The 12,833-nt window shown below is 69.5% G+C and carries 14 protein-coding genes and 1 tRNA gene; 14 read left to right on the forward strand and 1 reads right to left on the reverse strand.

The window, feature by feature from the left end; all coding sequences use genetic code 11:
• Positions 1-71: 71 nt before the first annotated feature.
• Positions 72-347 (reverse strand): DUF4031 domain-containing protein, encoded by a 276-nt coding sequence (locus tag AB7E03_RS03030; protein ID WP_489939194.1) that lies wholly within the window; start codon positions 345-347, stop codon positions 72-74.
• Between the two features lie 300 nt (positions 348-647).
• Between AB7E03_RS03030 and rplU the strand changes: the two genes are divergently transcribed.
• The 14 genes from rplU to AB7E03_RS03100 all read left to right on the forward strand — a co-directional run bounded on the left by rplU (position 648) and on the right by AB7E03_RS03100 (position 12,480).
• A complete protein-coding gene (gene rplU / locus AB7E03_RS03035; RefSeq protein WP_441782389.1) occupies positions 648-956 on the forward strand; it encodes a 50S ribosomal protein L21 in 309 nt (102 codons plus the stop codon).
• Between the two features lie 25 nt (positions 957-981).
• Positions 982-1,239, forward strand: coding sequence for a 50S ribosomal protein L27 (gene rpmA, locus AB7E03_RS03040; RefSeq protein ID WP_441782388.1), 258 nt, complete (start codon positions 982-984; stop codon positions 1,237-1,239).
• Between the two features lie 102 nt (positions 1,240-1,341).
• Positions 1,342-2,910 (forward strand): GTPase ObgE, encoded by a 1,569-nt coding sequence (obgE, locus tag AB7E03_RS03045; protein ID WP_489939196.1) that lies wholly within the window; start codon positions 1,342-1,344, stop codon positions 2,908-2,910.
• Positions 2,907-3,770, forward strand: coding sequence for a glutamate 5-kinase (proB, locus tag AB7E03_RS03050; protein ID WP_489939198.1), 864 nt, complete (start codon positions 2,907-2,909; stop codon positions 3,768-3,770). The genes obgE and proB overlap by 4 nt, the downstream gene beginning before the upstream one ends.
• 9 nt (positions 3,771-3,779) lie before the next feature.
• Positions 3,780-5,060: a glutamate-5-semialdehyde dehydrogenase gene (locus AB7E03_RS03055; protein WP_489939200.1), complete on the forward strand. Its 1,281-nt coding sequence runs from the start codon at positions 3,780-3,782 to the stop codon at positions 5,058-5,060.
• A 53-nt stretch (positions 5,061-5,113) separates the two neighbouring features.
• The gene (locus tag AB7E03_RS03060) at positions 5,114-5,350 is read left to right on the forward strand and encodes a hypothetical protein (protein WP_441782384.1); all 237 of its coding nucleotides are present in this window, start codon (positions 5,114-5,116) and stop codon (positions 5,348-5,350) included.
• A gap of 12 nt (positions 5,351-5,362) precedes the next feature.
• Positions 5,363-5,965, forward strand: coding sequence for a nicotinate-nucleotide adenylyltransferase (gene nadD / locus AB7E03_RS03065; RefSeq protein WP_489939202.1), 603 nt, complete (start codon positions 5,363-5,365; stop codon positions 5,963-5,965).
• The gene (locus tag AB7E03_RS03070) at positions 5,962-7,359 is read left to right on the forward strand and encodes a hypothetical protein (RefSeq protein ID WP_489939204.1); all 1,398 of its coding nucleotides are present in this window, start codon (positions 5,962-5,964) and stop codon (positions 7,357-7,359) included. Before nadD ends, AB7E03_RS03070 begins: the two co-directional genes overlap by 4 nt.
• Positions 7,360-7,423: 64 nt before the next feature.
• Positions 7,424-7,801, forward strand: a complete 378-nt coding sequence (gene rsfS / locus AB7E03_RS03075) for a ribosome silencing factor (protein ID WP_441782381.1) — start codon at positions 7,424-7,426, stop codon at positions 7,799-7,801.
• 65 nt (positions 7,802-7,866) lie between these two features.
• On the forward strand, positions 7,867-8,166 hold the full coding sequence (locus AB7E03_RS03080; protein ID WP_489939206.1) for a TFIIB-type zinc ribbon-containing protein: 300 nt from the start codon (positions 7,867-7,869) through the stop codon (positions 8,164-8,166).
• Positions 8,167-8,261: 95 nt separating this feature from the next.
• Positions 8,262-8,334, forward strand: a tRNA-Ala gene (locus AB7E03_RS03085).
• Positions 8,335-8,418: 84 nt separating this feature from the next.
• Entirely contained in the window at positions 8,419-9,051 is a 633-nt protein-coding gene (locus AB7E03_RS03090) for a GNAT family N-acetyltransferase (RefSeq protein WP_489939208.1), read from the forward strand.
• Between the two features lie 116 nt (positions 9,052-9,167).
• Positions 9,168-11,840 (forward strand): Ig domain-containing protein, encoded by a 2,673-nt coding sequence (locus AB7E03_RS03095; protein ID WP_489939210.1) that lies wholly within the window; start codon positions 9,168-9,170, stop codon positions 11,838-11,840.
• A gap of 184 nt (positions 11,841-12,024) precedes the next feature.
• Positions 12,025-12,480 carry a hypothetical protein gene (locus AB7E03_RS03100; protein ID WP_489939212.1) on the forward strand — a complete coding sequence of 152 codons (456 nt, stop codon included), beginning with the start codon at positions 12,025-12,027 and terminating at the stop codon, positions 12,478-12,480.
• The last annotated feature ends 353 nt before the right edge of the window (positions 12,481-12,833 follow it).

A 12,833-nucleotide genomic window follows, 5' to 3' on the forward strand; every position in this document is an offset into this window, starting at 1 on the left:
GGTCCCGACACGCCGTATGGCGCATCAGCGACACGGCGTGTCGGGACCATTCGTTTGCAAGGACGCGACGTTTAGTGGCGGCGCACGCGGTCACGCGCTCGCACGCGCAGGCCGCTGGCGATCAGCCGCGAGACGAGCTCCTTTCCGGAGACGGGATGCGCTCCAGCGGCCACGAGTTCGTCGTAGCGACGGTCCGGCACGTCGTAGTGATCGAGGTCGAACGCGCGCCGCTGCACGCCGTTGGATGCGGCGAACGCATGCAGCTCATCGAGCGACGCGTCACTCACCAGATGCGACCACAACATGCCGTGCGCCGGCCATGCCGGGGGATCGATCAGGACCGTCATACAATGATTGTAGGAACCGGTTCCGCTGGAGGAGCCGGCTGGCCTGACGCCCCTTTCGACTCGCGCCGGACGGACGTGCGCTGAATTGACGGGATACGGGCTGTCGGGTAAAGTTGACCGTTGGTGTGTGCCGAGCCCCGCTCGCGCAGCCATCATGGTTTTCTGAGAGCCGTCGGTCGCAACCGTTGCCGGCACGGCTCGGCAGTGACAATCAGACCAGTGACATCCAGAAGAGTAGAAGAGCAGGATCAGGTCCGCGGCATCGCCGGGAGCTGTTCCCCGACGAAAAGGTACTGACAAGTGGTTTACGCAGTTGTGCGCGCCGGTGGCCGACAGGAGAAGGTCGAGGTCGGCACCATCGTGACGATGGACCGTATCAAGGCCCGCAAGGACGGCAAGGTCGAGCTCGCGCCGGTGCTGCTGGTCGACGGTGACAAGATCACCTCCGACGCCGACTCCCTGGCCAAGGTCACCGTGACCGCCGAGATCCTGGAGGATCTCCGCGGCCCGAAGATCCACATCCAGAAGTTCAAGAACAAGACCGGCTACAAGAAGCGTCAGGGCCACCGCCAGGAGCTCACGCGCGTCAAGATCACCGGCATCAAGTAGTCGAAGCTCTCGAGGAGAAGACACCATGGCACACAAAAAGGGAGCAAGCTCCACCCGCAACGGCCGCGACTCCAACGCGCAGCGCCTCGGCGTGAAGCGTTTCGGCGGCCAGACCGTCAACGCGGGTGAGATCCTGGTCCGCCAGCGCGGCACCCACTTCCACCCCGGCGTGAACGTCGGCCGTGGCGGCGACGACACCCTCTTCGCCCTCGCCGCCGGTGCGGTCGAGTTCGGCAACAAGGGCGGCCGCAAGGTCGTCAACATCGTGGAAGCCTCGGCCTGAGCCAGGGCCACGAGCACCATTTTCCGGATGGGCGGGCTTCGGCCCGCCCATCCGCCATTTCTGCGGGACAACGCAGGAGCAGTGACGAAGTAGGAGAGCACCATGGCGACGTTCGTTGATCGCGTGACGTTGCACTTGCGCGCCGGCAACGGCGGCAACGGGTGCGTCTCGGTCCGCCGAGAGAAGTTCAAGCCGCTGGCCGGCCCTGACGGCGGCAACGGCGGCAACGGCGGCGACATCGTGCTCGTCGCCGATTCGCAGGTGACCACCCTGCTCGGCTACCACCGCGCACCGCATCGTTCGAGCGACAACGGCGGCTTCGGGATGGGCGACCACCGCAGCGGCCACACGGGCGAGGTCCTCGAGCTGCCCGTCCCGGTCGGCACCGTCGTGAAGGACGCGGACGGCGGCGAGCTGGCCGACCTGACGGAGCCCGGGATGCGCGTCGTCGTCGCCCCCGGCGGCATCGGCGGCCTCGGCAACGCAGCGCTGGCGAACCCCAAGCGCAAGGCTCCCGGCTTCGCGCTGCTCGGCACGCCTGGCTGGGAGGGCGATGTCCTCCTCGAGCTCAAGACCGTTGCCGACATCGCCCTGGTCGGCTTCCCGTCCGCCGGCAAGTCGAGCCTCATCGCGGCGATGTCCGCCGCGAAGCCGAAGATCGCCGACTACCCGTTCACGACCCTCCACCCGAACCTCGGTGTCGTGCAGGCGGGCGAGGTCCGCTACACCATCGCCGACGTCCCTGGCCTCATCGAGGGCGCCAGCGAGGGCCGCGGGCTGGGGCTCGAGTTCCTCCGCCACGTCGAGCGCTGCTCGGCCCTGCTGCACGTGCTCGACTGCGCGACGCTGGAGCCCGGCCGCGACCCGCTCAGCGACCTGGATGTCATCCTCGCCGAGCTCGCCGCGTATCCCGTCCCGGAGGGACAGAAGCCGCTGCTGGAGCGCCCGCAGCTGATCGCCCTCAACAAGATCGACGTGCCAGACGCGCGCGAGCTGGCCGATTTCGTCCGTCCGGAGCTGGAGCAGCGCGGCTACCGCGTGTTCGAGATCTCGACGGTCAGCCATGAGGGCCTTCGGACGCTGTCGTTCGCTCTGGCCGAGATCGTCGAGCAGGCGCGCGTCGAGCAGGCGGCGCTCGAAGAGTCGCGACCGCGCATCGTCATGCGCCCGAAGGCCGTCGACGACTCCGGCTTCGTCGTGAAGGTCGAGGGCGGCTCCGATGGGCCGGTCTACCGCATTCTTGGCGCGAAGCCCGAACGCTGGGTGGCGCAGACGGACTTCGCGAACGATGAGGCCGTCGGGTATCTGGCCGACCGGCTGGCGAAGCTGGGCGTCGAGGACCAGCTGGTCCGCGCGGGCGCCATCGCCGGTTCCACCGTCGTGATCGGCCGCGAGAACGGCGTGGTCTTCGACTGGGAGCCCACACTGACCTCCACGGCCGAGCTGATCACCGCTCCGCGCGGCGCCGACACGCGCCTCGACATGAACGGCCGGCCGACGCGCAACCAGCGCCGCGAGGACTACTTCGAGCGGATGGACGCCAAGGCGGCGGCGCGCGAAGAATTGCGGCGCGAGCGCGAGGCGGGTCTCTGGCAAGACGACAGCTACGACGACAACGTCGTCGCCGGCACCGACCGGCGCGACGGAGACGAGGAGAGCACCGAGGGATGACCATCGACGACCGCAGCCAGATCCCGTCCGCCCGGCGCATCGTCGTCAAGGTGGGCTCATCGTCCATCAGCGGTGAGAACGCGGGACAGATCGCTTCGCTCGTCGATGCCCTCGCCGAGGCGCATGGCCGGGGAACGCAGGTCATCCTCGTGTCCTCCGGTGCCATCGCCACGGGCATCCCGTACCTGTCGCTGTCCGAGCGTCCGACCGACCTCGCCACGCAGCAGGCGGCGGCGGCGGTCGGGCAGAACGTGCTGATCTACCGCTACCAGGACAGCTTCGACCGGTACGAGATCGTCGCAGCGCAGGTGCTCCTCACCGCCGGCGACATGGAGAACCCGACCCACCGCAGCAATGCGAAGCGGGCGATGGAGCGGCTGCTCGACCTGCGCATCCTGCCGATCGTCAACGAGAACGACACCGTCGCGACGCACGAGATCCGCTTCGGCGACAACGACCGACTGGCTGCGCTGGTGGCGCTGCTGGTGCAGGCCGACGTGCTGGTTCTGCTGTCGGACGTGGATGCGCTCTACACCCGGCCGCCGCACGAGCCGGGAGCTGCGCGCATCGAGCACGTCGGCTGGGATGACGAGCTCGAAGGCGTCGAGATCGGCTCGACCGGACTTTCGGGCGTCGGCAGCGGGGGAGCGGTGACGAAGGTCTCCGCGGCCCGGCAGGCCGCCGAGCGCGGCACGGCCGTGGTGCTCACGGCGACGTCGCTCGTCTCGCAGGCATTGCGGGGCGAGCGCGTCGGCACCTGGTTCGCGCCCGCGCCGACCGCTTCCGTCCCCAACGACGCCCGCGGCCAGCTCTCCACAGGTTCCGTCACGACCGTCACCTCCGACTCCGCCGCGTCCTAGAATCGAGGCATGTCCCAGATCACCGGTGCGGCGCCCGAAACGGCGCTCTCCCTCCACGAACGGCTCGCAGCTGCCAAGACGGCGTCGCGGGCTCTCGCGACAGCCAACACGGAGCAGAAGAACCGCGCGCTGCGCGCCATCGCTGACGGCGTCCTCACCGCCTCTGGCGACATCCTCGCGGCCAATGAGCTCGACCTCGCCAATGGGCGCGAGAACGGCCTGTCGAAGGGTCTGCTCGACCGGCTGAGCCTCAGCCCGGCGCGGCTGCAGGGCCTCGCCGATGCAGTCCTCCAAGTGGTCGGTCTGACCGACCCGGTCGGGCAGGCGGTGCGCGGAAGCGCCCTGCCGAACGGGGTGAAGATCACCGAGGTGCGTGTGCCCTTCGGCGTCGTCGGCGCGATCTACGAGGCGCGTCCGAACGTCACGATCGACATCGCCGCCCTGGCGATCAAGAGCGGCAATGCGGCGGTCCTCCGAGGCGGCAGCGCCGCCATCGAGACCAACCGTGTGCTCGTCCGGGTGCTGCAGGAGGCTCTCGCGAGCGCCGGGCTCCCCGCCGACGCCGTGCAGACGATCGACGACTTCGGTCGCGAGGGTGCTGCCGAATTGATGACGGCCCGCGGGTATGTAGATGTGCTCATCCCGCGCGGCAGTGCGGAGCTGATCCAGACGGTCGTGACGCAGTCGACGGTCCCGGTGATCGAGACCGGCGCGGGCGTCGTCCACGTCGTGCTCGACGAGTCCGCGAATGAGGAGTGGGCCGTCGACATCGTGCGGAACGCCAAGGTTCAGCGGCCGAGCGTCTGCAATGCCGTCGAGACCCTGCTCGTGCATCGCAACGCGGCGGAGCGGCTTCTGCCGCCGGTGTTGGCCGCCCTCCGGGCCGAGGGTGTCACCATCCACGCCGACGATCGGGCGCTGCCGTTCGCCGAGGATGCGGTGCCGGTGACCGACGAGGACTACGCGACCGAGCACATGAGCCTCGACATCTCGGTGAAGGTCGTCGACGACCTCGACGAGGCGATGGAGCACATCCGCCGCTACTCCACGCAGCACACGGAGTCGATCATCACCAACGATGTCGTGAACGCCGATCGCTTCCTGGCAGAGGTCGACTCCGCCGTCGTGATGGTGAACGCCTCCACGCGTTTCACCGATGGTGGCGAGTTCGGGTTCGGCGCCGAGGTGGGCATCTCGACGCAGAAGCTGCACGCTCGCGGCCCGATGGGGCTGCCCGAACTGACCAGCACCAAGTGGATCGTCCGCGGGTCCGGCCAGATCCGCGCATAGCCGACCGCTAGACTTGACGACGGGCCACCGGCCCGGAGAAAGGATTACGCACGATGTCATTTCTGACGACCGTCCTCGCCGAGGCGGAGACCCACGTCGAGCTGCCGATGCCCACGTGGATGTTCGGTGCCATCGCCATCGTGATCTTCATCTCCCTCGCCTTCGTCGCCTGGAGCTTCAAGGACGTCGCCAACCGCCACAGCCACCGCTCCGCACCGGACGCCGCGGCCCACGCCGGCGCACCGGGAGCCACGCACCACGGCTCCGGACACCCGAACCAGGGGCACTGACCCACCGCGAGCATGGAGCTGACGGAGACGGGCCGGCCGCGGATCGGCGTGATGGGCGGCACTTTCGACCCGATCCATCACGGCCACCTGGTCGCCGCCAGCGAAGTGGCGCAGTCGTTCGACCTGGACGAGGTCATCTTCGTCCCGACCGGTGAGCCCTGGCAGAAGGGCGTGGTCACGTCGGCGGAGCACCGCTACCTCATGACCGTCATCGCGACGGCATCGAATCCTCAGTTCACCGTCAGCCGGGTCGACGTCGACCGCGACGGACCCACCTATACGATCGACACTCTGCGCGACCTCCACCGCGAGCGGCCGGATGCCGAGCTCTTCTTCATCACTGGCGCTGACGCCATCGCGCAGATCCTGAGCTGGCGCGACGTGACCGAGCTCTGGGAGCTCGCGCACTTCGTGGCTGTGAGTCGCCCGGGACACGACTTGAGTATTTCTGGATTACCAGAGCAAGACGTAAGCTTGTTGGAAGTTCCGGCCCTGGCGATCTCGTCGACCGATTGCCGGAGCCGGGTGAGCAGGGGATTCCCGGTCTGGTACCTCGTGCCTGATGGGGTCGTTCAATATATCTCCAAACACCATCTGTATCGGAGCGTGGCATGACATCGTGGCCTGAACAGCCGCCGACGGGCCAGCCGCAGACGCGGCGACAGGCGAGGGAGTTCGAGCGCTCCGCTTCCCGACGAGCGGGCACTGCCGAGCCGACCCCTGCCGGGCAGATCCCCGATGTGACCACGAACGTTCCACCGCGGGAGCCCGCGGAAGTCGAGCAGGCGGAAGCCCCGGAGGCCGTTGTCGAGCCTGCGGTTGTCGCGCCCGAGTCCGCAGCAGCGCAGGAGACCCAGAAGGCTGCCGAGCGTCCGGCTGCGCCCGAGCGTCCCGCCATCCCGGCCAGCGCCTTCGCGGAGCCGGGCGTGACCTCGCCGTCGCGCGATTCATTCGACCTCTTCCGCCAGGCTCCCGACGCCTCCCAGCCCGAGCCGGTGACCCAGCCGATGGCGATCCTTCAGCAGCCGAGCCCTGCGGCCACCTCCAGCGGTGACGACTCGCGCGAGCGCACCCTCACCCGGCGTGAGCTGCGCGCCATGCTGCAGGCCCAGGAGGCCAACGCCCAGGCGAACCATCCGGTCGCCGCAGGTGAGGCCGTCTTCCCTGTGACCTTCACTCCGGACGCGGACGCGGACGCGGACGCCGCGGCGAAGACCGACGAGCCGGCTCCCGCACGCGATGGCGACGTGCCGGCTTCCGCTTCGACGCCGGAAGCCCGGAGCGCTGCTCCGGCGAGCGAGAAGTCCGCCTGGCCGTTCGCGCCCCTCACGCCGTCGTCGGCCCCCGCCGGTGCGCGCACCGCGCAGAGCGACACCACGGTCACCCAGAGCGGTACGTCCCCGTTCGCTGCTTTCGGTGCCTCCGCCGCGGCGAAGTCCGCCGAGCCCGCTGCGCCGTCCGCCGACAACGGTTCGCCGACGCCGACGCCGGCTGCACGCGCCGACGACACAGCCGCGCAGGAGCGCCGCCCCTTCACTCCGCCCACCGGGCACTGGTCGACGGCCGCCGAGCTGGACGACCAGAAGGAGCCGATCACCTCACGGAACGTCGGCCAGTCGACGGCGGCGACCACCACCAATGCGCTGATCCTGCCCGTCATCCCGCAGCCGAACAACACGGCTCCGCTGACCAGCACCGGCGAGATCCTGGTGACCGGGTCCATCGACCTGCCGCGCGGCATGGGCGCGACCGGGGCCCACCCCGATCGGATCGACTCGTCCGACCTCGACCGTCTCCTCGACGGCGAGGAGAACGAGTTCAACACCTCGGAGGTGCAGCCGGTTCGCGCGTCGCGCGCCATCAGCACCCACACCTCCACTCGCGGGGTGATCGCGCCGCCGAAGAAGCGTGGCAATCTGCTTCCCGTCGTCCTCATGGTCGCCGCAGGCGTGCTCGCCGTCGGCGTCATCGGCCTCCTGGTGGCCGCCTACGTTCTGAAGGTGTTCTGATCATCCGCGCGTCTTCCTTCACTCCTGCACAACTTTCGTACCGACCGCGACCGGAGGACCGTCCGTGACCGCATCCCAGCACGCCCGGGACATCCTGCAAGTGGCCGCGGCCGCCGCCGACTCGAAGGGCGGGCAAGACCTGGTCGCTCTCGACGTGTCGGGACCGCTCCCACTGACGGATGCGTTCCTGCTGGTCAGCGGTCGTGTCGAGCGCAACGTCATCGCCATCGCTTCCGAGGTGGAGGACCGCCTGAACGACGCCGGTGTGAAGACGCTGCGCCGCGAGGGCAAGGCGGAGGGCCGCTGGATCCTTCTCGACTTCGGCGACCTGGTGGTGCACGTCTTCCACGAGGAGGACCGGATGTACTACGCGCTCGAGCGTCTCTGGAAGGACTGCCCGACGCTCCCGATCGAGCTGCCGGTCCACGAGCGGGCCGAGTAGCGCTACCCAGCGTTCTCCCGGGCTCGCCTGAGGACTCTCTCATGGTCGCCCGATTGGATGGGCGCATGAAGTGTCCTACCGACAATGCGACCCTCGTGATGAGCGAGCGGCACGGCATCGAGATCGACTACTGCCCGGAGTGCCGCGGCGTCTGGCTCGACCGCGGCGAACTCGACAAGATCATCGACCGGGCGGGGACCGCTCCCGTCTCGCCCGCCGCACCCGTCTCCGCCCCGCAATATGCCGACCGGCCGTACCGCGACGAGCCGTACCGCGAGCAGCGCCGTGAGCCGCACCACGATCAGTACGGCCAGCGCCCGTACAAGAAGAAGCGCGAGAACTGGCTGAGTGAGCTGTTCGACTGACGCGAGGCCCGCTCAGTTTTTTCTGGTGCGCACGATGTAGTAGTCTGAATGAGTTGTTCCGGGAGGTCCGAAAGGGCCGAATCGGTTCACACTCTGGGTCTGTGGCGCAGCTGGTAGCGCACCTGCATGGCATGCAGGGGGTCAGGGGTTCGAGTCCCCTCAGATCCACCCATCGCCCCCGGCGAGCAGCGAGATACCTGCTCACCGGGGGTTTTTCGCGTCGTTGTCCGGGTCCGAAGCTAGAGTTCCTCCATGGAGACACGGATCGCCGAAGCCGCCGACGTGGATGCTGTGACGGCGACGATCGCGCTGGCCTTCCGCGTGGATCCCGTCTGGGGTCCGGCGCTCAGCGCGCCCGACGGGGGCACGGGTCACCTGGAACGGTTCTGGAGGTACTTCGTCGAGGGCGCCATCGCCCACCGGACGGTCTACGTGCAGGACGGCCCTGCCGGTGAGGCGGCGACCGTCGCCGTGTGGCTCCCACCGGAAGTGGACGAGCTGACGAGCGCGCAAGAGGCCGAGGTGGACGCGCTGATGGCACGCACTCTGGCGCCGGAACGGTTCGAGGCCTACCAGCTGCTCTGGGGGCGCTTCGACGCGAGCCACCCGCACTCCGAACCGCACATGTACTTGAGTCTGCTGGCGACGCATCCCGATCATCGCGGGCAGGGGATCGGGCAGCGTCTGCTGGCCGAGAATCTGGCGGAGTTCGACGCCGCGGGGCTTCCGGCCTATCTGGAGTCGACGAATCCGGCGAACGATCATCGGTACGAGCGCGCGGGCTTCAGCACCATCGGCGGTTTCCGCGCGGTGCTCGACGACGCGGCCATCTCGACCATGTGGCGGGCCGTGCCGGCCACTGAGACCGGAGCCCCTCGGCCCTGAGGATCAGTGGTGCACCTGTTCGCCGAGTGCTACCGTGAGCGCGTTCGCGTCACGAGTCACCGGGAGGCATCGTGCGAACCTCGGGCCCTGGGGAGCCGGAGCGTCGAAGGCCACTCGTGCCGACGCTCGCGGCGATGGCCTCCCTCGCGCTCGTCGCCATCTCCCTCTCCGTGACCGCCGTCCCGGCCGAAGCGGCCACGGTCCAGGTGACACACGTGTTCGCGCCAGGGGAGGGGTCCTTCCGGATCCCCGAGAACGCGACCAGCATCGGGGTCACGCTGTCAGCCGGGGAAGGGCTCGGTTTCCAGGGGAACGGCGGCGGTGGGGGGAGCATGGACTTCACCCTCGGCCGCTCCTTCGCCGGCACCCCGGTGCAGTACACCGTCGGCGCCGCGGGCGACGTGGAGACGCTGAGCGGCACCGGGGATGATGTCATCGACTACCGCGGTGGCGGTGGCGCATCGGTGTTGGCCGTGCCGGGCATCCTGCTCGTCGTCGTCGGCGGGGGTGGCGGCAGCGGCGGCTCCATTGCGGGCGCCCGGTTCGCCGGCGGAGACGGCGGCGTCGTCAGTGGCAGAAGTGACGGCGGCGGCGGTGCCGGCCAGGGTTCCGCCGGAAATGCGGGGCAGGGCGGACAGGCACCGCCCAGCGGACCGCTGCGCGGCTTCGCCGCCGGTGGCCAGGGCGGGACGGGACGGCCGGGTGGGGAGGACGGCCAGGACGTGCAGCTCCGGGTCCCGCCGGGAACCGACTTTCTGCTCGCCGCGGGCGGCGCTGCCGGAGTGGCGACGCAGTTCAGTGCCTGCGGGGGCGGCGGCTCGGGATATGCGGGCGGCGGCGGCGGCGGAAGTCTCGGCAGTGCCGACGGGTGCGGCGCCGGCGGGGGCGGCTCCGGCGCACTGCAGACCACGAACGGCGACTTCTCCGAGACGTCGAGCGGTGTCAACAGCGGTGACGGTTCGCTGACGATCCGCTTCAGCGTGCCGGAGTTGGTCGTGACTCCGCCGATCCTTCCGATCGCACAGCAGGGTGTTTCGCTGGTGACGCCCGCGGTGACGGTCAGCGGCGGGGCGACGTTCGGAGGGCGGCCGGGCTATGAGTTCACGGTCGCGGACGGGGCTCTTCCCGATGGGCTGAGCATCGACCCGTTCACGGGCCGCATCGGGGGCACTCCGACGGTCAGCGGTGTCTTCCCGTTCACCGTCGATGTCACCGACGCGATCTCCCCGGCGCCGCAGACCGTCTCGATCCCGCTGAGCCTCACGGTCCGCCCGGCGCCGGTCGCGCTCGTCCCGGCAGCCGATGCGGCGGGCCGGGTGGGGCAACCCCTGACCTGGAGCCCGGCCACGCTGTCGGGCGGCACGGCGCCGTACTCGTGGTCAGTCGCGTCGGGCAGCATCCCGCCGGGCACCTCGTTCGACAGTGCCACAGGTGTGGTCAGCGGAATCCCGACCACGGCATCCACGTACAGCGTCTCGCTCGGCGTGCAGGATTCGTCGATCCCGCCGGGGACGGCGGTGGCCGGGCCGGCGACGCTCGTCCTCTCGACCACGCCGATCGGCGTGCCCGCCACGGTGCGTCGGGGCGCCTCCGCGGCCGTGTCCGCGTCCGGCCTCGTCGCAGGCGACTACGCGATCGACCTCGACGGCACGCAGGTCGCCACGACGACGGTCGCAGCATTGGGCGAACTCGGGTCGACCGTCGCCGTCCCGCTCGCTGAGACGCTCGGATCGCACGTTGTAAGCGTGCTCTTCCAGGGCGTCGAGGTCGGACGGACGACCGTGCAGGTGCTCTCGGCTGCACTGACCGCGACGGCGCTGACGCTGCCGGACGGCGAGGAAGGCGAGCCGTATTCTGCCGTCCCGGTCTCCGTCAGCGGCGGCCTTGCCCCGCTGACCTACTCCTCACCCGACCTCCCCGCCGGGCTGTCGATCGAGGCGGCGACCGGACGGATCGGCGGCGTTCCCAGCACCCCCGGCAGCTTCACCATCCACATCGAGGTGGTGGATGCGGAACTTCCCGCGCAGACCGCCACCGTGGCCACTGCGCTTGAGGTGGCCCCCGCGCCGCCGCCTGCCCTGGAGCTGGTGCCCTCACCCGTCGAGGCCTACGTCGACGTCCCGTTCGCCGCCATCCCGGTCGCCGTCTCCGGAGGCACCGCACCGTACGTGTACGCCCTCGGCGCGGGGGAGACGCTGCCCGCCGGAGTGACTCTGGATGCTGCGACCGGCGTGATCTCGGGCACGGCCGCCGCACCGTTCACCGGCACGTTCTCGTTCGTCGTGACGGACTCGTCGGCGCAGCCGCAGACCGCCTCCGCGCCGTTCTCCCTCGCCATCTCGCAGCTGACCATCGACGTCACGAGTCCCGTGCCGGTCGGCGGCACGCTCACCGTCTCTGGTGAGCACTTCGATCCGGGCGACTACGACCTGGTGCTCCACTCGGATCCCGTCGCGCTCGGCTCGGCATCGGTCGGCCCGGACGGGAGCCTCCGATTCTCGGCGACTGTGCCGTCCTCGGTGACCCCCGGCGACCACGAGGTGGAGGTGCTGCGTTCGGGACTGACGGTCGCGACGGCCACGGTCACGGTGACCGCGGCGGAGGTTCCGCCTCCTACTCCTCCTGCGGGCGGCGGCGGCGCTTCCACTCCGTCGATGACCGAGTCGCTCGCGGCGACCGGCATCGACCAGACGCCGGGCTGGGTGATCGGTATCGCTCTGCTCCTCGCCGGCGCCTTCGCCACCGGACCGTCGAGACGTCGACCGCCGCGCCGTCCGCACCAGCGCTGAGCTGACCCGGGCTGCGCCTTCTGCGCGACCAGCGCGACCGGTCGGAGATTTCTCCGCCTCACCGGCATCCGATCGCGCTGTCGCGCCGAATGCACTGTGGGAGACGAACGGGTTTCGACATCAAAGGGCTCGTCGGTTCGGGGTCCCGTGGATGCCGCACCGCTGAGTCGCACAGGAGGCAATCGTGCGGGTCGTCGAGGAGCACGTCAGCGCTGCCGTGCACGAATTCTTCGCGCAGCGGTGGGTGCTGCTGCTCGCCGGCCGTGCGACGACCCGTGGCCGAAGGGAGTTCCGCAGCCGGCTGACGGGCCGCGTGGCCCTGAAGGACGGCACCGCCCTCGATGTCAGCGCCCTGCCGGAGCGTGAGGTGCATGCTCTGCTCGTCGCGCGCGGCGCACCGCCCACCTGCGTCCTCGTGAAGGACGGACTCCTGGAGGACGAGGTCACGACCCTCGACTCGGCGCTGCACCGTGTCTATCTCTCGCGGGAAGGGGCGCTCGTCTCGTGCATCCCGGGCCGGCTGGGCCTCCTGCAGTCCGACGGTGGGAGGACGCGGCTCCTCCTGGGCGCGAGCAGCCCACCGAACACCCCACCACCGAACACCTCGACACCATCGGAAGGAGGTGACCAATGTCCTTGACAGCGGATGACATCACGGCGGTGCTCGGCGAGTTCGCCGGCCGGTTCGAGACGGAACCGACCGTCGAGCAGGTGGCGCCGCTCATCGCCGGGCTCACCCGGCGCGAGCGCGCCGTACTCGCACTGTTCTTCGAGCGCCTGACCAAAGAGGCCGAGGTCAGCGCAGCCGCTCCTCCTCCTGCTGCTCCAGACGCTCCTTCTCGGCGTCCTTCGCCTCCTGCTCTTTCTGAATCTCTTCTTCGCGCGGGGTCTTGTTCGTCATGAGGCGAGGGTATCGGCAGGTGCACGTGCCCGGAACGGTCGGTGTGCATTGTGCGCGGGTTCCCCGACGGGATACTCTCCAAACCTCGAAGC

Source organism: Leifsonia sp. RCC_180 (assembly GCF_058138205.1).